The organism is Nostoc sp., from assembly GCF_036919675.1.
In the GTDB taxonomy this organism is placed as follows: domain Bacteria; phylum Cyanobacteriota; class Cyanobacteriia; order Cyanobacteriales; family Nostocaceae; genus Nostoc.
Map to the genome: position 1 here is coordinate 1 of NZ_JBALCP010000135.1, position 22,057 is coordinate 22,057.

16 protein-coding genes are annotated in these 22,057 nt (G+C 43.5%); 8 read left to right on the forward strand and 8 right to left on the reverse strand.

Annotation, left to right across the window (positions count from 1 at the left end; all coding sequences use genetic code 11):
- Positions 1-227: 227 nt before the first annotated feature.
- The 3 genes from hpnH to V7K49_RS32040 all read right to left on the reverse strand — a co-directional run bounded on the left by hpnH (position 228) and on the right by V7K49_RS32040 (position 5,148).
- The gene (gene hpnH, locus V7K49_RS32030; RefSeq protein WP_334874442.1) at positions 228-1,247 is read right to left on the reverse strand and encodes an adenosyl-hopene transferase HpnH; all 1,020 of its coding nucleotides are present in this window, start codon (positions 1,245-1,247) and stop codon (positions 228-230) included.
- A gap of 118 nt (positions 1,248-1,365) precedes the next feature.
- Entirely contained in the window at positions 1,366-2,367 is a 1,002-nt protein-coding gene (hpnA, locus tag V7K49_RS32035) for a hopanoid-associated sugar epimerase (protein ID WP_335209238.1), read from the reverse strand.
- Positions 2,368-2,496: 129 nt separating this feature from the next.
- Positions 2,497-5,148, reverse strand: coding sequence for an efflux RND transporter permease subunit (locus V7K49_RS32040; RefSeq protein ID WP_335209239.1), 2,652 nt, complete (start codon positions 5,146-5,148; stop codon positions 2,497-2,499).
- Between the two features lie 236 nt (positions 5,149-5,384).
- On the opposite strand from V7K49_RS32040, the gene V7K49_RS32045 reads away from it, so the two are divergent.
- The 5 genes from V7K49_RS32045 to V7K49_RS32065 all read left to right on the forward strand — a co-directional run bounded on the left by V7K49_RS32045 (position 5,385) and on the right by V7K49_RS32065 (position 12,488).
- Positions 5,385-5,570, forward strand: coding sequence for a hypothetical protein (locus V7K49_RS32045; RefSeq protein ID WP_334874448.1), 186 nt, complete (start codon positions 5,385-5,387; stop codon positions 5,568-5,570).
- Between the two features lie 108 nt (positions 5,571-5,678).
- Positions 5,679-6,365: a 5'-methylthioadenosine/S-adenosylhomocysteine nucleosidase family protein gene (locus V7K49_RS32050; protein ID WP_335209241.1), complete on the forward strand. Its 687-nt coding sequence runs from the start codon at positions 5,679-5,681 to the stop codon at positions 6,363-6,365.
- A gap of 863 nt (positions 6,366-7,228) precedes the next feature.
- Positions 7,229-9,967: a tetratricopeptide repeat protein gene (locus V7K49_RS32055; protein WP_335209243.1), complete on the forward strand. Its 2,739-nt coding sequence runs from the start codon at positions 7,229-7,231 to the stop codon at positions 9,965-9,967.
- Positions 9,968-10,240: 273 nt separating this feature from the next.
- On the forward strand, positions 10,241-10,483 hold the full coding sequence (locus V7K49_RS32060) for a hypothetical protein (protein ID WP_335209244.1): 243 nt from the start codon (positions 10,241-10,243) through the stop codon (positions 10,481-10,483).
- Between the two features lie 112 nt (positions 10,484-10,595).
- On the forward strand, positions 10,596-12,488 hold the full coding sequence (locus tag V7K49_RS32065; protein WP_335209246.1) for a tetratricopeptide repeat protein: 1,893 nt from the start codon (positions 10,596-10,598) through the stop codon (positions 12,486-12,488).
- A gap of 301 nt (positions 12,489-12,789) precedes the next feature.
- Here the strand turns inward: V7K49_RS32065 and V7K49_RS32070 are convergent, their stop codons facing one another.
- Complete coding sequence (locus tag V7K49_RS32070; protein WP_273763442.1) at positions 12,790-13,287, reverse strand: pentapeptide repeat-containing protein; 498 nt, start codon at positions 13,285-13,287, stop codon at positions 12,790-12,792.
- A gap of 180 nt (positions 13,288-13,467) precedes the next feature.
- Between V7K49_RS32070 and gcvT the strand changes: the two genes are divergently transcribed.
- From gcvT to gcvP, 3 genes are all read left to right on the forward strand, one after another.
- A complete protein-coding gene (gcvT, locus tag V7K49_RS32075) occupies positions 13,468-14,604 on the forward strand; it encodes a glycine cleavage system aminomethyltransferase GcvT (RefSeq protein WP_334874459.1) in 1,137 nt (378 codons plus the stop codon).
- A 125-nt stretch (positions 14,605-14,729) separates the two neighbouring features.
- Positions 14,730-15,119 (forward strand): glycine cleavage system protein GcvH, encoded by a 390-nt coding sequence (gene gcvH, locus V7K49_RS32080; protein WP_298906606.1) that lies wholly within the window; start codon positions 14,730-14,732, stop codon positions 15,117-15,119.
- A gap of 230 nt (positions 15,120-15,349) precedes the next feature.
- Positions 15,350-18,325 carry an aminomethyl-transferring glycine dehydrogenase gene (gcvP, locus tag V7K49_RS32085; RefSeq protein ID WP_335209248.1) on the forward strand — a complete coding sequence of 992 codons (2,976 nt, stop codon included), beginning with the start codon at positions 15,350-15,352 and terminating at the stop codon, positions 18,323-18,325.
- Between the two features lie 281 nt (positions 18,326-18,606).
- Here gcvP and V7K49_RS32090 read toward each other — a convergent pair whose 3' ends face one another.
- The 4 genes from V7K49_RS32090 to V7K49_RS32105 all read right to left on the reverse strand — a co-directional run bounded on the left by V7K49_RS32090 (position 18,607) and on the right by V7K49_RS32105 (position 21,635).
- Positions 18,607-19,482 carry an SDR family oxidoreductase gene (locus V7K49_RS32090; protein WP_335209250.1) on the reverse strand — a complete coding sequence of 292 codons (876 nt, stop codon included), beginning with the start codon at positions 19,480-19,482 and terminating at the stop codon, positions 18,607-18,609.
- A 73-nt stretch (positions 19,483-19,555) separates the two neighbouring features.
- Entirely contained in the window at positions 19,556-20,299 is a 744-nt protein-coding gene (locus tag V7K49_RS32095; RefSeq protein ID WP_334874466.1) for a tetratricopeptide repeat protein, read from the reverse strand.
- A 221-nt stretch (positions 20,300-20,520) separates the two neighbouring features.
- Positions 20,521-20,679 (reverse strand): hypothetical protein, encoded by a 159-nt coding sequence (locus tag V7K49_RS32100; RefSeq protein WP_335209251.1) that lies wholly within the window; start codon positions 20,677-20,679, stop codon positions 20,521-20,523.
- Between the two features lie 101 nt (positions 20,680-20,780).
- Positions 20,781-21,635 (reverse strand): sulfurtransferase, encoded by an 855-nt coding sequence (locus V7K49_RS32105; RefSeq protein WP_335209252.1) that lies wholly within the window; start codon positions 21,633-21,635, stop codon positions 20,781-20,783.
- Between the last annotated feature and the right edge of the window lie 422 nt (positions 21,636-22,057).

The following is a 22,057-nucleotide window of genomic DNA, read 5'->3' on the forward strand; positions in this document are numbered from 1 at the left end:
GTCGTAACTGTAGGGTTTAGGCATGGCAGAGCAGACGATAGCAGATCACGATAACACCTTTAGTTTACGTCCTAACTATCCTGGCGGTTGCTATATCTCTGAAGCGTCGTAATGCCCCTGCCTGAACGTAGTAGGGAGGGGATGTAAGACGGGGGATAAGGAATTGACTTCTATCCCTGATCAACTGTTAGGTTGATCAGGGATAGAAGTCGATAAGGTACTACTTACTAGTTCCTGCCAAACACGCTACCAAGGGCACGTGCCATATTTTGCGGCTGCATTGCATCCATTGCAGCAGTGGGTTCGTAGCCGCAGTGAACCATGCAATCAGCACACTTGGGATTACCACTCTTCTGGCCGTATTGACTCCAGTCAGTTTTTGCCAGTAATTCGTTGAAGGTAGAGTAATAACCTTCGTTCAGAAGATAGCAAGGTTTTTGCCAACCGAGAACGCTATAACTAGGGCTACCCCAAGGCGTACATTCGTAGTCCTTCTCACCAGTCAGAAAATCTAAGAACAGCGGATTGTGATTGAAGTTCCAGTTTTTTTCACCAGCTTTGTATGGAGCTAGAATTTCCCGAAAGAGGGCGCGGGTTTGTTCACGGTGGAGAAAATGATCTTGATCTGGTGCCCACTCGTAACTGTAGCCGGGAGAAATCATCATCCCGTCAGTATTTAGTGTTTTCAGAAAGTCGAAGAACTCTTGCATATCTTTAGGTTTAGTTCCCTCAAAGATAGTTGTGTTAGTAGTGACACGAAAGCCTTTAGCTTTAGCGGCGAGAATAGCTTTGACAGCAATATCAAAAACACCTTTGCGATCAACGCACTGATCGTGCAACTCCCGCATCCCATCTAAATGCACACTAAAAGTCAGGTAAGGAGAAGGTTGAAACTTATCCAGGCTCTTTTCTAACAACAAACCATTGGTACACAAGTAAATATATTTCTTGCGCTCAATTAATCCTTGGACAATCTGATCAATCTGGGGATGCAGCAAAGGTTCTCCCCCAGGAATTGAGACAACCGGTGCGCCGCACTCTTCCACTGCGGTAAAGCACTGTTCTGGGGTGAGATTTTGCTTTAAAATTTCCTTTGGATGTTGGATTTTACCACAACCAGTACAGGCTAGATTACACCGAAAAAGAGGTTCCAACATTAATACTAAAGGGAAGCGTTTACGTCCTTTCAAACGCTGAGTAACCAGATACTTCCCGATGTCTATAGCTTGTTGTAGATTAACTGCCATTGTTCCGATCGCTCCTCTTTATAGATATAAAAACACCACTGGAAAACATAAAACCTTCGTAGGGGCGCAAGGCCTTGCGCCCCTGCGTATCGCATCCCCACGTGAATCGCTAGATTTCTCATTTGACATATCCCTGAGCAACAAACCAATCTACAGCATCCTTGAGGGCCGCATTCAGCGAAGATTGGGGTAGACCCAACTCTCGTACAGCCTTTGCGGCATCATAATACATAGGTTGTTTCGCCATCCGAACGCCATCCAATGGCACTGAAGGCGATTTCCCTAATGGTGCGAGAATCTTTTCATCAACCCAGGCAACACTAAGGGGTAACCAAGCGGGTACTGTTCGTTGAGGTGCGCTTAAACCTGTGATATCGGCGAGTTGTTCTAGCAGTTGCTTTAAACTGAGGTTTTGGTGACCTAAGATATAGCGATCGCCTGATTTGCCTCGCTCCAAAGCCAGTAAATGCCCCCATGCCACATCCCGCACATCGATAAAATTCAAACCAGTATCCAAGTAAAAGGGCATTTGCCGTCGTAAAAACCGTAAAATTATATCACCCGTCGGGGTAGGTTTGATATCCAACGAGCCAATCGGGCTGCTGGGATTGACAATAACGACCTCCTGATCTGTAGCAACGGCTTGCATAGCTTCTTGTTCAGCCAAAAACTTAGACTTTTTGTAGTCACCCACCAACTTATCTAAGGGACTCTGATGTGTTTCATCGACAACTTGACTAGATGATCCTACCCCAATTGCCGCCACTGAACTTGTGTAAACGGTGCGCTCAATGTTAGCTTTGCGAGCTGCTGCCAACACATTGCGCGTACCCAGGACATTGTGACGATGGAGTAACTCTCGGTCTGATTGCCATAGGGAATAATGGGCTGCCACATGAAATAGGTATTGACAACCTCCCATCTGTTGCCAGAGATTTGGGTCATTCAAATCGCCTTTGACAATTTCCACCTCCAAACCACGGAGATTCTCCAAATTGCTGCTTGAGCGAACCAGCGCTTTGACTGCATATCCTTGTTGCAACAACAACCGTACCAAGTGGGCACCAATAAAGCCCGTACCCCCAGTCACAAAAACCCTTTTGGATTTTGGATTTGTCAACTTAGAATTCCCCTGTTTTGTAATTTTAGATACACAAATCTTGCAATAATTAGGTGGGACTTAGTAATGTAAATCTCTCAATCAGACCATTCATACCTGTTCAAAAATCTAAAATCTAAAATCTAAAATCTAAAATTTCTTGCGGGGAAACCAATCATCCAAAATAGTGTAGACTACTGGCACAACAATCAAACTGAGGATAGTTGAAGTCACGAGTCCACCTGCGATCGCTACAGCCATAGGCGATCGCAATTCGGAACCCGCACCAAAACCTAAGGCGATCGGTAGCATCCCTAAAATAGTGGAGGCAGTGGTCATCATAATTGGTCTGAGGCGCACTAATCCAGTCTTGAGGATCGCCTCGGTGCGGTCTAAGCCAGCACTGCGTAACTGGTTGATGTAATCTACAAGCAAGATAGCATTTTTATTTGCCAGCCCCAGCAAAAAGACGAAACCGATCAGTGAGATCATCCCAAAGTCGCTCTTGGTAATCAGTAGTGCTAACATTGCCCCCACCAGTGCCAAGGGCAAAGAGACACCAATCACCAGAGGGTCTATCCAGCTTTTGAACAGCAAAATTAGTACCACAACAATACACAGGGCAGATAGAGCTAAAGTACTGCCGAAACTGCTAAAAACCTCACTTTGACTAGCAGAATCTCCCCCTAAATTCAAGGAAACATTAGAGGGTAACACCGCCTTAGCTTCAGCTACCACTTTGTCAGTAGCATCACCCAAAGATAGATTCTTGCCAAGATTAGCACTGACATAGGCCACGCGCTGATTATTCAGACGCTCGATCTGAACAACTGTGCCCTGTGGATTCGTTTCACCTGTAATTGTGACATCGGCAAATCCCGGTATTCTCTGAATTCTCTCTTTAATTGCCTTGACTGCTTTGCTCAGAGCTTGGAGATTATCACCTCGTAATGCTATTTGCAGAGGTTTTTGACCGCCAGAATCGACAAATTGAATATCTTCAACACTGGTAGTTACCCCAGAAAGGACAGGTAAGGAGGAGCGGAATTGGTCTTGTAGTTCAGCAGTTGTGATTGTGCCATCGCCCTTTAACTTTACATATAGTATGCCTTTATTCGGCTCACCCTCGCGAGAACCAATAGTAGTAAATACCGTTTCAACTGCCGGTGATTTTCTGACTACATCTTCTAGTTTCTTAGCAACCTCAAGAGAATCGTTCAAAGGGTTAGGAATTGGGAACTGCGGACTGGGATTTCTCCCCTGCTCCCTTCCCCCTCCAGGGATACTCGGCAAAGGAGCCGTATAAGCAATATTGAATTCGCCGCGATCAAGTTTGGGAATAAACCCTTTGGGAATTAGTGGAATCAGCACTATACCTGCAATGAAGCTGAGGACAGCTAATCCGATAACTATCTTGCGGTGATTCAAAGACCAACTCAGCAAATTTCTGTAAGATTGAGTAAACGCCACCCAGATTTTTGCTTCCCGACGCGGGGAAAGCGAGGATTTAGGTTTCAGCCAGTAGATAGCCAGAACTGGAGATAAAGTTCGAGCAACTAGCATAGAAGCAAGCATCGCGGCTGAAACAGTGATGCCGAAAGGTTTGAAGAATTGACCAATTACACCACCCATCAAACCTATAGGTAAAAAAACCGCTACTGCTGTCAAGGTGGCGGCGGTGACTGTCAATCCAATCTCATTTGTAGCTAAAAGTGCTGCTTGGCGAGGAGTTTCCCCATCTTCAACGTGTCGCATGATGTTTTCCACATCCACGATCGCATCATCAACAATACTACCGATCACCAAAGCTAAAGCTAACAGCGTAATCGTTTCCAAGTTGAAACCAAAAATTGCCATGACAATAAACGTCGCCAAAATAGACGTAGGAATTGCCAAGGCAGAAATCAGGGTGGCTCGCCAATTCCACAAAAAAGGAAAAATTACCACGATAGACAACAAGACTGCTTCCAGCAAAGCATCGATTGTTGACTGGGTGGCTTGGCGAATATATTCTGCTTGGGTAGCAGCTAAAGTGAGTTTGACATCATTGAGGCTAGATCGCAGCCTTTGGACTTCTTTCTCAACCTGACTCACTACTTCCAATGTGTTAGCACTGCCACGTTTGATCACCTGAAATGCCAAAGCATCTTGCCCGTTAAACCTGACTAATGTCGCCCCTGCTTGGGGGGGAGCCGCGGCACTTGCATTCGCTGGAGCTAGGGGAGTTACAGTAGCAGCGCCCAGTAGTGAGACTTTCAGGACTCCTGGTAGTTTAGCGAGCGCACTTACAATCTCGTCTTTCGCCAACTTTGTCAAATCTGTGAGATTCCTTGAGGGACTCTCAATGGCATAGCTAATGGCGGCTGACTCATTTAGATTCAAGGGAATAATTTTGAAAGTTGCTCCTTGAGGCAAAGTAAACTGTTTGAGGGCAGTTTCAACCTTTTTGGTCGATGTTTCTAAATTCGTACCAACGGCAAAAGAAAGGCTAACAGCAGTTTGACTAGGATAAGTGGATGAGCGAATATCCTCCAGTCCTTTTAGGGAGCGCAGACGTTCTTCCAGGGGTTGGGTGAGCTTCGCCTCTGTATCCACGGCAGTTGTCAGGGGAGCTGTAGCATTCACAACCACTACTGGAAAGGTAATATCTGGAAACAAAGCATACTTGAGAGAACTGAAAGCCAGAACACCAGCTACCGTTACGGCAATCCAAAAACTCACCGTCAGCCACGAAAATTGAATCGCTAATTTGGAAATATTGAAGAGTTCTCGTGCGGATTTTGAGCGATCAAGCTTTACCATCTTGGAAAATTATCGTGTGGGTGACACAATTATTTAGTCATGCTACAGCAATCACCTCCGGTTTGCGAGTTGTGGTCACTACCAAATGGCAATATTACTTATTGTGACTCAGATAAAGCAAAATTTTTAATCCAGAATGGAACTTGACACATGAAATTTGGTTCTGTCGAGCATAAGGAATTATTCTGCTGGAGCTTTACCGAAAGCTACAGGGAATATCAGCCTGAGTATCTCCCGTGGCCAGATTTGGACGATCCAGCCTTGAGTTTCTACGCAGTATTCCTTTCTGGGATAAAGCTTTGGATGCAGAACGACAAGCCGGAGCAATAGTTAGTGGTTATGCAGCGACGGTGAGCAATCCTCTTTTACAAAGTGCGATCGCCCTCTGCACCCTATTGTTACAGCTATTTTCAGGTAAATAGACCACGCGGTAGGGGCGCAAGCCCTTGCGCCCCTACGACAGATGTGGTTCAAATACTTGAATTCTGCTGTAATATCCAGACGCAAACTTCAAAATATTCAGAGGGCTAGTGCCTAATTTTTTGCCCATCAACACAATTTTGGTACCTCAGGGAGCAGAATATAAAGCTGTGTGTCGCGGATTAAGCGGCGTTACTGGCTCCATTCCAACCGTAGTAGCCATACCTGTTGGGATGAAGTCTTTACTCAAATACCTGCAACAATCCCAAGTAAATGGGCAATTTCTGGCTCCATCCAGAGTTGTAATTATGGGTATATGTGGCAGCTTGAGCGATCGCTACACAGTTGGTGATATTGTCCTCTATCAAGATTGTGTTTACTCTGGGAAGCGGCAAGAATGCGATCGCACTTTCACAACACAATTGCATTCTTACATATCAGAAAAAGTATCATTAGTCAAGTCACTGACAAGCGATCGCATGATTTGCTCTGCGTCCGAAAAACGTCATTTGGGTGAGACTTTGGCGGCTGATGTTGTTGATATGGAAGGATTTACCGCCCTAGAGTTTTTCAATGCAGCTGGGGTGGACGTGGCAATGCTGCGAGTAGTCAGCGACGATTGTCAGCACGATATCCCCGATCTTACATCAGCAATTAACTCTGATGGTTCCCTAAACCCTTTTCCTTTAGCGATGGGAATGCTTCGACAACCCCTTGCTGCTACTCGACTAATTCGAGGTTCATTAAAATCATTAAAGGTGTTAGAGCAAGTTACAAATCGGCTCTTTTCTGGCTAGAGCCTGAAATAATCTAATGCAGTTAAAATTTTAGCAGCGATCGCCTACAAATTGTAACCTCAAACAGCGATCGCTCCCTCTTGTCTCTTTCTTTGCGTCCTTTGCGGTTCGATTCTCATGCTAATTGACAAAGGGCGTAAACCTAATCCGTAGTAGACATCGCCCCTCATATCCAAAATACATTGAAAAATAGAGCGATCGCATAGCCATTTTGAGTACAAAACTCGAAATTTGAGGTTCAGAGGCTCAAGTGGCGATGTCTACGATGGTCACTAAGCTTTGTCGTTCGCGCAGCGTCTCGTAAAGAAGTGCGGGCTACACCTACGCAGTATTCTTGTTCTCTGATATCATAAGTTTAATAAGCGGTTATAAACCGCATCTACACAGGTAAAACCCACGGAGGCAGGTTGGAAATCTTAAATTTTTAGTTCGTCCGCCTGCGCGGACGAGAATTTGTGTAGCCGCGAATTCCATTGCCCTGACGATTTCTTTTTTTCCCTTGTCGGGTTTACCATTAGAGACACTAAAGTTTTAACTAAACCCGTAATCACCACAATCACACAGGCAATTCCCCCAATCGACAGACAATGAAGTTAAAATTGCCGCTGCGAAGATGATTTCAGTAGAACTGTATCATCTCGCAATTAAGTAGATGGATTCTCTACCGATATTGGTGAGGTAAAGATTAATTGCAAAGTTTGGATAGTTTGATTGGAGTTGACTGGAGTTGTTAAGGCAGTTTTCACGGCTCAAACCTCTTCTAAATCTTTCTATAGAAATGGTATTTCTGCCATAAGAAGAGGAAATTCCCTCGAAATGTATAGAAATTAAGTAGAATCGAGAAGAAATCTCAGAAGCTGTCTATGCAATGGGTTGATTTTCTAGCCAATGAAGCTGCTACTCATAACTTATCCCCAGAGCAAACGGCAGCTTTTGTAGAGCGTTTGAAGAATGAAAACTTAGGTAAGAGTCAGGTGAAACTAGCCACCGAATTGAATATCGGTGTTGGTGTTTTCAAAAAGCTGATGACTAAGGTGTATGACAAGTTTGCCCAGAGTTGTCCTGAGTTAGCGACTTCTAAGAGTCGAGGCAAACTAGAAAAGTTACGAGCTTGCTTGAGAGCAAAATATAATGGCGGGCAAGACTTCGGCGTGAGCGCTACTTCTCTACCAGAGGCTGCGCCAACGGCAACGGCTCCATCGAGCGAAGCCGAGATGCTCAGTACAAGTCAGTCGAACGCTGCCCACACGACAATTAAGGAAATTCATCAAAATATTCCCCCTGCTGTCCCATTTGAAAAATTTGTGGGACGTGAAGTGGAACTACAAAACTTGCACTCCTCATTACAAACATCTGGGCAAGTTGCGATTGTAGCTGGGATGAGTATGAGTGGTGTGGGGAAAACTGAACTGGCTACCCAATACGCCAAACAACATTTACAGAATTATCAAGGTGGGGTTTGCTGGTTATCAGCACAGGGAATTGATGTCGGAATTCAGATTCTCAGATTTGCCCAATTAAAATTTAACCTCATTGCACCGGACGACTGGGAATTAGCAGATAGGCTGAGATACTGCTGGGAGAATTGGCAACAAGGTGAAGTCCTGCTGGTGTTTGATGATGTCACCGACTACAAAAAACAAGTTCAGCGTTATCTACCCCTGGAATCACCTCGGTTTAAAGTATTGCTGACAATGCGCCTGGGGTTTGACAGAACTTTACTGCAATTACGTCTGGATGTCCTCAAACCATTGGCGGCAATGAAATTATTAAAGTCGCTAATTAGCAGGGAACGACTTAAAAGTGAGCCTTGGGTTGCCAGAAGAATTTGTAAATTCTTGGGATATTTGCCTTTGACATTAGAGTTAGTCGGGCGATATCTGGATACAATACCAGATTTGTCTCTGGAAACACTGCTGAAGCGGCTAGAAAAAAACCGACTGGAACACAAAGCAGTAGCCAAGGCTAACCCATTGATGCGTTATGAATACGGCGTGGCTGAAGCTTTTGCATTGAGTTGGAAACAATTGGATAAGAATGCACAAAGCTTAGGCTGTTGGCTGAGTTTGTATGCCTTGGCTGACATTCCCTTATCTATTGAGACGATAGAAGATGACGAAGAACAAGAATTCTGGGAGAAAGCTATAGCCCAGTTGCGGAAACTGCATTTAATCCAATGCCAGGCTAAAGGAATTTATCGTCTACATCCACTGATTCGGCAATTTTTCCAAATAAAGTTGGATGAGTCAAGTGAAGCAGATGAGGTGAAAACTGCTTTTGTCGCGCTGATGGTAGAGGTAGCAAAGCAAATTGCTCAACAGCCTAACCGTGAAGAAATTCTCAACCTCACTCCCGCTATCCCCCACATTGCAGAAATTGCAACCCATCTATCCCAGTATTTCAGTGACGACGATTTAATTCGGCCTTTTACAGGTTTAGGCTGGTTTTATCAAGCTCAAGGACTTTATCAGCAAGCAGAACTTTGGTACAAACTATCTATTGAGGTAGCTGAAAATCGTCTTGGTTTAGAACATCCTGATGTCGCCACTAGCCTGAACAATCTCGCAGAACTCTACGGTTTTACAGGATGGTATAGCGAAGCCGAACCTCTGTATCAGCAAGCTTTGTCACTGAGAAAACGTCTACTGGGAGACAACCATCCCGATGTCGTCACTAGCCTGAACAATCTCGCAGGACTCTACAAATCTACAAGACGCTACAGCGAAGCCAAACCCTTGTTTGAGCAAGCTTTGTCACTGAGTAAACACTTACTGGGAGACAACCATCCCGATGTCGTCACTAGCCTGAACAATCTCGCAGCCCTCTATTATTCCATAGGACGCTACAGCGAAGCCGAACCCCTGTATCAGCAAGCTTTGTCACTCCAGAAACGCTTACTGGGAGACAACCATCCCGATGTCGCCCAAAGCCTGAATAATCTCGGAATCCTCTACGAATCTACAGGACAGTACAGCAAAGCCCAACCCCTATATCAGCAAGCTTTGTCACTCCAGAAACGTTTACTGGGAGAAGCACATCCTGATGTCGCCCAAAGTCTGAATAATCTCGCAGAACTCTACCGTTTTACAGAACGTTACAGTGAAGCCGAACCCCTATATCAGCAAGCTTTAGAATTGAGAAAACGCTTACTGGGAGAAGCACATCCCGATGTCGCCGCTAGCCTGAACAATCTCGCAGAACTCTACCGTTTTACAGAACGCTACAGCGAAGCCGAACCTCTGTATCAGCAAGCTTTAGAATTGAGAAAACGCCTACTGGGAGAAGCACATCCCGATGTCGCCACTAGCCTGAACAATCTCGCGTTACTCTACGGTTCTACAGAACGTTACAGTGAAGCCGAACCCCTATATCAGCAAGCTTTAGAATTGAGAAAACGCTTACTGGGAAACAATCATCACCATGTCGCCAATAGCCTGAACAATCTCGCATTACTCTACAAATTTACAGGACGCTACAGAGAAGCCAAACCTTTGTTTGAGGAAGCTTTGAAAATTTCTGAACATACTTTAGGTGTAAGTCATCCTAATACAATGACGATAAGGGGAAATTATGCAATCATTTTAAGAGAAACATATCGCTAACAATTGCCTCCCTTCCCTACGCGATGTCTACGACGGGCTACGCCTACGCACCTTTCTAGTAAAATGACACCATAACTCTTCACTTGTGGAAATCTTTACCCAACTGCAAGCAATAATTGGTGTGACACAACAGTTGTAGTTTAAATTTTAGCAGCGTAGACGCGCAGTGGCTTGCCGTTAGGCATCGTATTTTACATACCCAATAGTAAAGTCAATAATACTGCGTAAGCATAGCCCGTCGTAGATAGCCATTTTGAGTACAAAACTCGAAATTTGAGGTTCAAAGACTCAACTGTCAGCCTCAAAGACTCAACTGTCAGCCTCAAAGACTCAACTGTCAGCCTCAAAAACTCAATCGTCAGCCTCAAAAACTCAATCGTCAGCCTCAAAGACTCAACTGTCAGCCTCAAAGGCTCAATCGTCAGCCTCAAAGGCTCAACTCTCAGCCTCAAAGACTCAACTCTCAGCCTCAAAAACTCAACTCTCAGCCTCAAAGGCTCAACTGGCGATGCCTAACTGCAAGCCACTGCTTTTAAATGTTCCCATGCAAATCGGATTTTTACTCCAAAGAGAGGACATTTCCAAATGGAGACAAAGTAGAATCAAAAATATATTTAACAAACTATTTATGCAATGGGCTAATTTTCTAGCTAAAGAAGCTGCTATTAATGGTTTATCTATAGAACAAACGGCAGCTTTTACAAAGGATTTTAAGATAGAAAACTTAGGAAAAAGTGAAGCTAAACTTGCCAGCGAATTAAACGTTGATATTGCTGCTTTCAGAAAGTGGATGGGTGAGGTGTATGACAAGTTTGCCCAGAATTATCCTGAGTTAGCGACTTTCAACAGTCAGGACAAACTAGAGAAGTTACAAGCTTACCTGAGAGCAAAATATAATAGCGAATTGGATGTCCTTAAACCATTGGCGGCGATGAAATTATTAAAATCGCTGGTGGTTCGGGAACGACTGCAACAAGAAGCTTGGATTGCGAGAAGAATTTGTAAATTTTTAAGATATTTGCCCTTAGCGTTAGAGTTAGTGGGGCGATATCTAAATAAAATGCTAGATTTGTCTCTGAAAACAGTGCTGAAGCGGTTAGAGAAGAAACGAGTGGAACATGAATCAGTGGTCAATGCTAACTCATTGATGCATTATGAATACGGTGTATCTGAAGTTTTTGAATTGAGTTGGGAACAATTGGATGAGAATGCACAAAGCTTTGGCTGTTTGCTAAGTTTGTGTGCCTTAGCTGATATTCCCTTATCTGTTGAGACGATAGGAGATGACAAAAAACAACGACTCAATGAAAAAGCCATAGTCGATTTACTCCAATTGCATTTGCTAGAACAGGAAAGTAAAGGAATTTATCGTCTAAATCCACTAATTCGGCAACTTTTTCAAATTAAGTTGGATAAGTCAGGTGAGGCGGATGAAGCAAAAACTAAATTTGCAGTGATGATGTTAGAGGTAGCAAAGCTAATTCCGCAACAGCCTAACCCTGAAGATATTCTCAACTTCACTCCACATATCCCGCACATTATAGAAGTTGCAATCCACCTATCACAGTATCTCAGTGATGAAAATCTAATCACTCTGTTTACCAAATTAGCCTGGTTTTATCAAGGTCAAGGACTTTATCAGCAAGCAGAACTTTGGTTGCAGCAGTGTGTAGAACTGACTAAAAATCGTCTTGGTTTAGAACATACTGATGTCGCCACTAACCTAAACAATTTAGCAGGACTCTACGAATCTACAGGACGTTACAGGGAAGCCGAACCGCTGTATAAACAAGCTTTAGAACTCCAGAAACGCCTGCTGGGAGAAGAACATCCCCATGTCGCCACTAGCCTGAATAATTTAGCACAACTTTACGATTCTAGAGGACGTTATCGGCAAGCCGAACCGCTGTATAAACAAGCTTTAGAACTCCAGAAACGCCTGCTGGGAGAAGAACATCCCCATGTCGCCACTACCCTGAGCTATTTAGCATTACTATACGAATCTACAGGACGCTATAGCGAAGCCGAACCTTTGTATCAGCAAGCTTTGAAACTGTGGAAACGCCTAGTTGGAGAAGAACATCCCCATGTCGCCACTACCCTGAACAATTTAGCAGCTTTGTACTGTTATACAGGACGCTACAGTAAAGCCGAACCCTTGCTCAAGAAAGCTTTAGAACTGAGAAAACGCCTGCTGGGAGACAACCATCTTGATGTCACTACTAGCCTGAATAATTTAGCGCAACTCTACGAATCTACAGAACGCTATAGCAAAGCCGAACCTTTGTATCAGCAAGCTTTAGAACTGAGTAAACGCCTGCTAGGAGATAACCATCCCGATGTTGCTATTAGCCTGAACAATCTAGCAGCACTCTACCGTCATACAAGACGCTACAAGAAAGCCCAACCCTTATTTGAGCAAGCTTTGAAAATTTGTGAACAAACTTTAGGTGTAAGTCATTCTACTACTATGACGATTCGGGCAAATTATGCAAGCTTTTTAAGAGAAGCATATCACTAGCGATCGCATAACCGTTTTGAATTTCAAACTTGAAACTTGAGGTTCAGAAGCTCAACGTCTACCTTCAAAAGCTAATACGCTTGGGTTAAGCCTTAACCCAAGCGTATTGAGATTAACTCATCCCTAAAGTCACTTGCTTGTCAAAAAATGTTTGGATAACGGAAAAATAGAATTATTCTCGCGTTTAAATTCGCAAGTCTCAAACATGCATTAAATAATGGAATGCAAGAATCTTCTCTACCAGAGGCTGCGCCAACAATTTCATTATCCAAAATTTAAACATCGTAAATTCGGTGAAAGTTTACTTACATCCTAAAGACTTGCGAGTATCTACACCAGTTTTAGAATTAACACCACTAGCCTTAACACAAAGCTTTTTTACTTGCGTTCCATCTAAAATTGCATTCGTAAAATCAGCACCTGTGATATCCACGCTATCAAAAGTAGAACGCAGCATCATTGCATCGGTCAACACAGCATCACTTAAATCAGCGTCCTTAAACCTTGTTAGATAGGCTATACCTTCACTAAAATCTGCACCACGCAGATTTACTCCTTCCAATAGGGTACCGTTAAACACGCCACCACGTAAGTCAGCATTGCTAAAATTAGCATTCTCTAATTTGAGATTGGTAAACTCAGTGCCAATTAAACTTTGACCAGAGTAATCCTTGCCTTTAAGTTCATCATTAGCCACAGAACGGGTAATACTGGAAGAACTTGCAGCTTGCGCCGATAGGGGAAACAAAAAAAGAACCATAGCTAAGACAAAGCTAGCTAACAGTTGCCAATATTTCATAATGTCTTCTTAATAAATCTCAACACTTTCACCATTCACTATTAAACCTCACAGAAGGGGACAAGGGGGACAAGGAAAATAACCATGCCCAATGCTCCAGTTGAATACACAATACTGTAAAACCTAGAAAGCATCTCTTAGGATGATAGATGTTGAGGTGCGATCGCATAATAATTACCTGTGGCTAATCAAGAAGAAAATGCCCAATCTCTGGCGCGAACCCCTTTATATCAACTGGGTGTAGAACTCAAAGCACGTCTTACCAGCTTTGGGGGCTGGGAAATGCCTGTGCAATTTAGTGGCATTAGCCGCGAACACGAGGCTGTAAGAAATACAGCCGGAATGTTCGATATTTCCCACATGGGTAAATTTACCCTCCAAGGTAAAAACCTGATTTCCCAACTCCAGCCTCTAGTGCCTTCAGACTTGAGTCGTTTGCAAGCTGGTCAAGCGCAATACACCGTATTGTTAAATCTCCAAGCGGGAATTATTGACGATATCATTGTCTATTACCAAGGTGAAGACACCAGTGGGATACAGAAGGCGTTGATCATCGTCAATGCGGCAACATCCAGTAAAGATAAAGCATGGCTATTACAACACCTTGACTTGGATAAAGTACAATTCCAAGACCTTTCACCAGAAAAAGCCTTAATCGCTGTGCAAGGGCCAAAAGCGATTAAATATCTTCAACCCTTAGTGCAAGAAGACTTACAACCAATCAAAGCCTTCGGACATTTAGAAGCAACCCTACTAGGGAAACCTGCCTTCTTGGCCCGCACAGGTTACACCGGAGAAGATGGCTTTGAGGTGATGGTAGACCCAGATGTGGGGGTAGAATTGTGGCGAAATCTCCATAATGCTGGTGTTATCTCCTGTGGACTTGGTGCGAGAGACACCCTGCGGGTAGAAGCGGCGATGGCACTTTACGGACAAGATATTGATGAGACCACCACACCCTTAGAAGCAGGTTTGGGGTGGCTAGTTCACTTAGATACCAAAGGCGAATTTATTGGTCGGGAAGTTTTGGAACAGCAAAAAGCCACTGGAGTGCATCGCCGACTGGTAGGCTTGCAAACCCAAGGACGCAACATTGCCCGTCACGGTTACCAAGTGTTATCCGCAGGTAAAGTTGTGGGAGAAGTTACCAGTGGCACTCTGTCACTTACACTTGGTTATCCCGTTGCATTAGCCTACGTTCCCACCCAGTTAGCAACTGTCAGTCAGCAGCTAGAAGTCGAAATTCGCGGCAAAGCTTATCCAGCAGTTGTAGTTAAACGTCCCTTTTATCGGTCAAAAAATCGTGTTACCAACTGATAAGTGCCGAGGTTTTTGAGGAATAATGTGTTGTGAGTTACTCAATTTACAGTCAGGTTCATTACCAGATATGGCTTGGATGACTCTTGGGGCAATAATTTATTTGATAAGGGAGAGGAAGTGATATGTCTTTTGAATATCCTCAAGATTTCAGATACCTGGATTCTCATGAATACGTGCGACTAGATGGCGAAATTGCCACCGTTGGCATTACTGAGTTTGCCGTACATGAATTGGGTGATATCGTCTTTTTGGAACTGCCAGAAATTGGCGACGCTCTTACCAGAGGAGAAAACTTTGGCACAATTGAATCTGTGAAAGCCGTTGAAGACCTAAATTCACCCGTCACAGGCACAGTTATAGAACGCAATGAAGCCTTAATTAATTCTCCCGAAGAAGTGTCAGAAGACCCCTACGGGGAAGGGTGGTTTTTGAAAGTGCGCGTCAATGACCCTGGTGATGTTGAGGATGCCTTGACAGCGGATGAGTATCGCGCTCTGGTGGAAGGGGAGTAGGAAAGGGGCAAAGGGGCAAAGGGGCAGAGGGGCAAAGGGGCAGAGGGGATAGGGGGCAGAGGGAAAGACTTGCAGGAACTTCCCCTCTGCTCCCCTACTCCTCTACTCAAGAGCCTCTTCTCACTCCATCGGCAGATAAGTCATGAAATTTAGATAAACTGAAAAGTTATACTTACTTCTCATGAGTATTTATTGCAAAATATGAAATAGTACTATCTGGAGAGTAATTTGTGGTATTAAACGCCCCTATTCTCAAGTCTAATCAGCAGCAAGTGCTGGACGAAAAAAGTCAAAAGTTAAGTAGTTTTGTGCCAAGACACATTGGCCCTAACTCTGATGACATCCAGCAAATGCTTAAGGTTTTGGGGTTTTCCAGCCTGGATGCGCTAATCAACCAAACAGTTCCACAGGCAATCCGGCTGAAGCGATCGCTAAAGTTACCAGAACCAGAAAGTGAGTACGCAGCACTGGCATCGTTAAAAAAAGTTGCTGCCAAAAATCAGGTTTTCCGCTCATACATCGGTATGGGATATTACGACAGTATTACCCCACCTGTAATTGGGCGCAATATCTTAGAAAACCCCGGTTGGTATACTGCCTACACTCCTTATCAGCCAGAAATTGCCCAAGGGCGACTCCAAGCGCTGCTAAATTTCCAAACTCTGATTATCGACCTCACAGGTTTGGAAATTGCCAATGCTTCGTTACTTGATGAAGCTACAGCAGCAGCTGAAGCGATGAACCTAAGCTATGGTGTCTCCAAAAATCAGGCAAATGCCTATTTTGTCTCTGGTGAGTGCCATCCCCAAACTATCGACGTGTTACAAACACGTGCTCAACCATTAGGGATTGAGATCATTGTCGGGGATCATCAAACATTTGATTTTGAGCAACCAATTTTTGGGGCTGTTCTGCAATATCCTGCAACTGATGGCACTATTTACGACTACCGCGCTTTTATAGAAAAAGCCCATGCTAAGGGTGCATTGGTGACGGTAGCAGCAGATCCCTTAAGTCTAACTTTGCTCACCCCTCCGGGAGAATTTGGCGCTGATATTGCTGTCGGTAGCACCCAGCGCTTCGGTATTCCGTTAGGATTTGGGGGGCCTCATGCGGCATACTTTGCTACAAAGGAAGAGTATAAGCGGCTGGTTCCAGGGCGAATTGTGGGAGTATCAAAAGATGCCCAAGGTAAGCCTGCATTACGTCTGGCCTTGCAAACCCGCGAACAACATATCCGCCGCGAAAAAGCTACTAGTAATATCTGTACAGCACAGGTGCTGCTGGCGGTAATGGCGAGTATGTACGCGGTCTATCATGGGCCTGCTGGACTGAAGCAAATTGCTGAAAATATCCACTCCTTGACGGTGTTACTGGCACAAGGACTAAAGCGTTTGGGTTACAGCGTCGTTTCAGAATCTTTCTTTGATACGCTGCGAGTAGAACTGGGAACACACAATTTAAAAGATATTCTGGCAAATAGCGAACAACTTCAAATTAACCTGCGGATTTTTGATGCAACTGCTGTTGGCATATCGCTGGATGAAACAACTACACCAGAAGACTTAATCGACATCTGGCAGATTTTCGCTGGTACAGATGATTTACCTTTTACCTTAGAAGAATTAACTTTTCCCTCTCTTCCCCATCTCTCCCTCTCCCGTACAAGTACATATCTCACCCACCCAGTTTTTAACCGCTATCACTCAGAAACTGAGTTATTGCGCTATCTGCACAAGCTAGAAGCTAAGGACTTGTCGCTGACAACATCGATGATTCCTTTGGGTTCTTGCACAATGAAGTTGAATGCGACTGCTGAGATGATTCCGGTAAGTTGGGAGGAATTTGGCAAGATTCATCCGTTTGCCCCGGCGTCGCAAACGCAGGGTTATCAAATCCTGTTTAAGCAACTTGAGGCATGGTTAGCTGAAATTACTGGTTTTGCCGGAATTTCTCTGCAACCAAATGCTGGTTCTCAGGGGGAATACGCCGGACTTTTAGTGATTCGCCAATATCACCAAAGCCGTGGAGAAGGACACCGCAACGTTTGTTTGATTCCCACTTCGGCACACGGGACAAATCCAGCGAGTGCGGTAATGTGCGGGATGAAAGTGGTGGCAGTTGCCTGTGACTTACAAGGCAATATTAACGTTGATGACCTGAAGGCTAAGGCAGAAAAATACAGCAATCAACTAGCCGCCTTAATGGTGACATATCCCTCAACTCACGGTGTCTTTGAGGAGCCAATTCAGGAAATCTGCGCTATTGTCCATACCCACGGTGGACAAGTTTACATGGATGGGGCAAATATGAACGCCCAAGTAGGAATTTGTCGTCCTGGAGATATTGGTGCGGATGTCTGCCATTTAAACTTGCACAAAACCTTCTGTATTCCTCATGGTGGCGGTGGCCCTGGTATGGGGCCCATTGGGGTAGCCTCTCATCTCGTGCCTTTTCTCCCCGGACATCCTGTAGTCGAAACTGGGGAACTCGGGGCCCCCTCTGGGGATAAGGGGCAATGGGGACTGGGGACTAGGAAGGAAGAAATTCCTAATTCCCAGCATATTGGTGCTGTGGCTGCTGCACCTTGGGGTAGTGCTAGTATCTTGGTGATTTCTTGGATGTACATCGCTATGATGGGTGCAGCTGGTTTGACCCAAGCAACTAAAGTGGCGATTCTCAGCGCTAACTATATCGCCAAGAGACTGGAATCGTACTATCCAGTTTTGTATCAAGGGAAAAATGGTTTAGTTGCCCATGAATGTATTTTAGATTTGCGATCGCTCAAAAAATCAGCTGCGATCGAAATCGATGATGTTGCCAAGCGTTTGATGGATTATGGTTTCCATGCGCCGACTGTCTCCTGGCCTGTAGGGGGTACAATCATGGTGGAACCTACAGAAAGTGAATCTAAACAAGAGTTGGATCGTTTCTGTGATGCATTGATTTCTATTCGCCAAGAAATCGCTGAGATTGAATTAGGTAGAGTGGATATCCAAGATAATGTTTTGAAGAATGCACCCCACACTGCCGAAAGCTTGATCACCGGAGAATGGCATCATTCCTATTCTCGTGAACAAGCTGCCTATCCTGCACCTTGGACTCGTGAACATAAGTTTTGGCCAGCTGTTGGTCGCATTGATTCAGCCTTTGGCGATAGGAATTTTGTTTGTTCTTGTCTGCCAATGGATGCTTATTCCTCATAAAGCCATACAGTTTAGTTAAAACTTGCTCCCCCCAACTCTCGTTTTTAGAAAGTTGGGGGGATTTTTTTATAGCTCGTGCGTAAAACCTCATCCCCTTGTGGGTGCAGTAGTTGACAGTTCCTTCCTTCTTATCTTTTCAGGCTTATTATTGACCAATACAGTTCAGTTAAGCATTTCTCCCTTCTCTTCCTTTGCGTTCTTCTCTACGAGACGCTACGCGAATGCGACGCAAAGAGAAGAAAGAGATATGTAATTTTCATAAATAATTTAGGATTGCTATCTTATTGACTATTGATTAATTCCTGTAATTCTTTTCGTAAAGATAAAGGCTGATACCCCAATGCAAAAGCTTTGGAACTATCCAAAGAAACATCTGCTGGTCTAGGTGCTGCCATTTTCACATCTTGTTGTCGGCAGGATTTCAGCTTGGTAGCGGGAAGTTGAAATACTTCAACTAATAACCGCCCAAAATCATAGCGAGAAATTCGTTCTTTGCCGCCTAAGTGAATGATGCCGTTAACTTTTTCCAATGCTAATAATAGCCCTCTGGCGGCAGTTTTTCCACTTACCGGTGTGCGGAATTCATCGATAAATAAACTTAGTTCTTCTTCGGCTTGTAAAGTTTGAATAAATGGTTGTATAAAGCTTTTAGCTGTGGGTGTTGCTGTGCCAAACATCAACGGCATTCGACACACTGCGGTCATGGGATATCGCTCTAGCATACTTACTTCAGCTATGGCTTTTTGCTCACCATAAAGATTGACAGGACACACGGGGTCTGTTTCTCGATAGGGGGCATTTAAACCATCAAAAACTAAGTCACTTGAGGTAAAAGCACAAGGTATAGAATTATCCGCACAAAGTCCGGCAATATTGCCGGATGCTATAACATTAATTGCGTGCGATTCTTCGGGATGGGTTTGACAAAAATTTGGTTGCGAATGTGCAGCAGTATGAATAACTGCTGTTGGTTTAATATCACTAAATATGCGCTGCAATTCCTGAAAATCTGTTAAGTTCACTTTCAATATTTTGATATCAGGAATATCTAAATAATGGGAAAAATAAGTACCATAAACTTCCCACTCTTGTTTTGCCAGCTGGCAAAGATGCCATCCTAAAAAGCCACTGGCTCCGGTGATTAGCAATTTCTTCATGTGTTATTTAAAAATAAATTTAATTCAGTTAAAAAACTGTTTTTATTGTGCTTTACAAAATGATTGCAACAAACTATTGAAGTAATTCCTGGAACTGCTTTTTACTACGCACTTTGCTAAAGTCTGGGTCAGTTTTTGCTAACTTCTTGTATTTATCAGGAACAAGCTCGATTGCTTTATCTAAATTCTCAATTGATAATTCTAAATTACTTTGTAAAGCATAAGAGCAAGCTTTGTTGTAATATACTTGGTGCAAATCTGGCTTGATAGCGATCGCTTTATCATAAGATGCAATAGCATCTTGGTAACGGTGCAACTTTGTCAGAGCAATGCCGCGGTTAATTAAGGCTTCATATTTGTCGGGTTTGATAGCGATCGCTCTATCGTAAGATGCAAGAGCATCTTTGTAGCGTTGCAACGATGTTAAGGCTATGCCACGATTATACCAAGCTTCATATTTGTCGGGTTTGATGGCGATCGCTCTATCGTAAGATGCAAGAGCATCTTTGTAGCGTTGCAACGATGTTAAAGCTATGCCACGGTTAATCCAAGCTTCAGGACTGTCAACTTTGATGGCGATCGCTTCATCGTATGCTTTTATTGCATCTTCGTAACGTTGTCCATCTAATAAATGATTGCCTTGATGAAAGAAATCTTCTGCTTTTTGCGTAGCCTTCGCTTCTATCAAAAGTTGGGTTACATTACTTTCTTGCACAACTTGTGTAGTATTTTCTGTTGATGAGTTTGCCCCACCACTACAGCCAAATGCAAAGAAAACTATTAAGCCAGATGCAACGAAGCAGCGCCGAAAAACCATGCTGTACCTACAAAACTGATAAAGATGATCTTAAAAGTTGTTTTTTTTGAGTATTATTAAAATACACTAGTTTTTACCCATTAATTTACTTACTTATATATATTTTGAGAAATAACTTTTTTGACAACGCATAGAAGCTTCTAAAAATCAACTGGATGTTACATTATCATATTAAATACACATAAAGCAATTGCTTAGAGCTTATCTCACTCAAAAAATGATTATTTGTGTTGCAATATAGGTAGCGTAGGCGTAGTCCGCACTTCTCTACGAGACGCTCTTGCTAGCAAGATCCCTGTAGGGGTACGACATGGTTCGACTACTTCGGCTGCGCTCAGTACAAGTGCGGCCACCAGCCGCTCAGTGACCATCGTAGACATCGCACACGTTTGGTAATTTCCTTTTTAATTAAATGAGGGTGCGATCACTAACTATCTGAAGCTTACACGCTCGTTGCAAACTCCAGCAAGAACTGCCTTATTCACATTACTCTGCTATCAACGGGTAATGAAAAGTCGCGAGACCATTCATTCCAAGATCCAAAATAATTTTTAGCGGAAATTCCTGCTACTTGCAGAGCAATCAGAGTATTCGCCGCCCTAGAACCTTTAAAACAGTAAACGTAGACAATAGAGTTTTTAGTAATACCTACAGATTGACAAATTTCTAAGATTTCCGTTTTTGAGCGGAACATGGAGATTTCCGATTCAGATGTCATCATCCGATGCCATTCTATCCATACAGCATTAGGGATTCTACCTTTGCGAGGACAAAAATCAACAGTGTAGGGAGAAGAACTCAGCCCAAGCCATTCGTTGCGATCGCGCACATCTAATTTTATAATTGCTGGATTGTCAATTGCTTGCAACATCTCGGCGGTGGTCACCATCATGTCAGTGTTGGGATGCAATCTAAATATGCTGCTTTCACGTTTAGGGACTTCATCGGTAGTAGGTAATGCCGCTGTCTGCCATGCTCTATATCCTCCGTGTAAGATAGATACCTGAGCGCAACCCAAATACTTGAGTAAGAAAGCTGCTCGACAAGATTGACCATAACCTTTATTTAAAGTATCTTCATAAACAATTAACCGTTCTGCACCAGATATTCCTACCCTGCTGAGAATTTCTGCAAAATACTCTTGCAATTTCTTTAATCCTGCTGAGTAGGAATTCTCTAAAAGATAGGTAAAAAAATCTCTTATATTTATAGATTGAGGAATATGAGAAATACCATAATCTTCTTGACTTCGCGTATCGATAATGATAGCCTGTGATGAATTTTCTGCTAACAGAGACGTGAGTTCTTGAGGAGAAATGAGGAGTTTTGTATTCACGCTTTCATGCTTCTGTTGTCGTACCATTAGGCATTATCGCTCTTGGTCGATTTACATTTTGGAATGCAAATTACAGAAGAATTAATATTGTATGTTATCAGAGAGCTTTTGGGGCTGTGTTATTTTAAAACTGATCAAATCAATTCAGTAAAATTAAAGGTTAAAGATCCCTTCACCCCCCTTAAAAAGTAGTGCTAGTTTGCCGCCTAAAAAAGGGGGGTAAATGGAGGGATCTTATTTGAAAAGTATTGGGCGTTATACCCTAATATCATGCCCGTCTAATTACTTATCAAAAAACTCTCCGTGTCCCCGTGTCCCCGTGTCAGCCCTAATGATAAATGTTCAACCGGAATTGATATAATCCTTTCGGATATTTGTGAACCAAAAATCATATTTTCAGCACAAAGACACAAAAGCACAAA

What these genes read in the sequence shown, in the direction of transcription:
- hpnH (WP_334874442.1), bottom strand. Translation starts at nt 1,247, where the DNA reads ATGGCAGTTAATCTACAACAAGCTATAGACATCGGGAAGTATCTGGTT.
- V7K49_RS32040 (WP_335209239.1), bottom strand. Translation starts at nt 5,148, where the DNA reads ATGGTAAAGCTTGATCGCTCAAAATCCGCACGAGAACTCTTCAATATT.
- V7K49_RS32055 (WP_335209243.1), top strand. Translation starts at nt 7,229, where the DNA reads ATGCAATGGGTTGATTTTCTAGCCAATGAAGCTGCTACTCATAACTTA.
- V7K49_RS32065 (WP_335209246.1), top strand. Translation starts at nt 10,596, where the DNA reads ATGCAATGGGCTAATTTTCTAGCTAAAGAAGCTGCTATTAATGGTTTA.
- V7K49_RS32070 (WP_273763442.1), bottom strand. Translation starts at nt 13,287, where the DNA reads ATGAAATATTGGCAACTGTTAGCTAGCTTTGTCTTAGCTATGGTTCTT.
- gcvH (WP_298906606.1), top strand. Translation starts at nt 14,730, where the DNA reads ATGTCTTTTGAATATCCTCAAGATTTCAGATACCTGGATTCTCATGAA.
- V7K49_RS32090 (WP_335209250.1), bottom strand. Translation starts at nt 19,482, where the DNA reads ATGAAGAAATTGCTAATCACCGGAGCCAGTGGCTTTTTAGGATGGCAT.
- V7K49_RS32095 (WP_334874466.1), bottom strand. Translation starts at nt 20,299, where the DNA reads ATGGTTTTTCGGCGCTGCTTCGTTGCATCTGGCTTAATAGTTTTCTTT.
- V7K49_RS32100 (WP_335209251.1), bottom strand. Translation starts at nt 20,679, where the DNA reads ATGTCTACGATGGTCACTGAGCGGCTGGTGGCCGCACTTGTACTGAGC.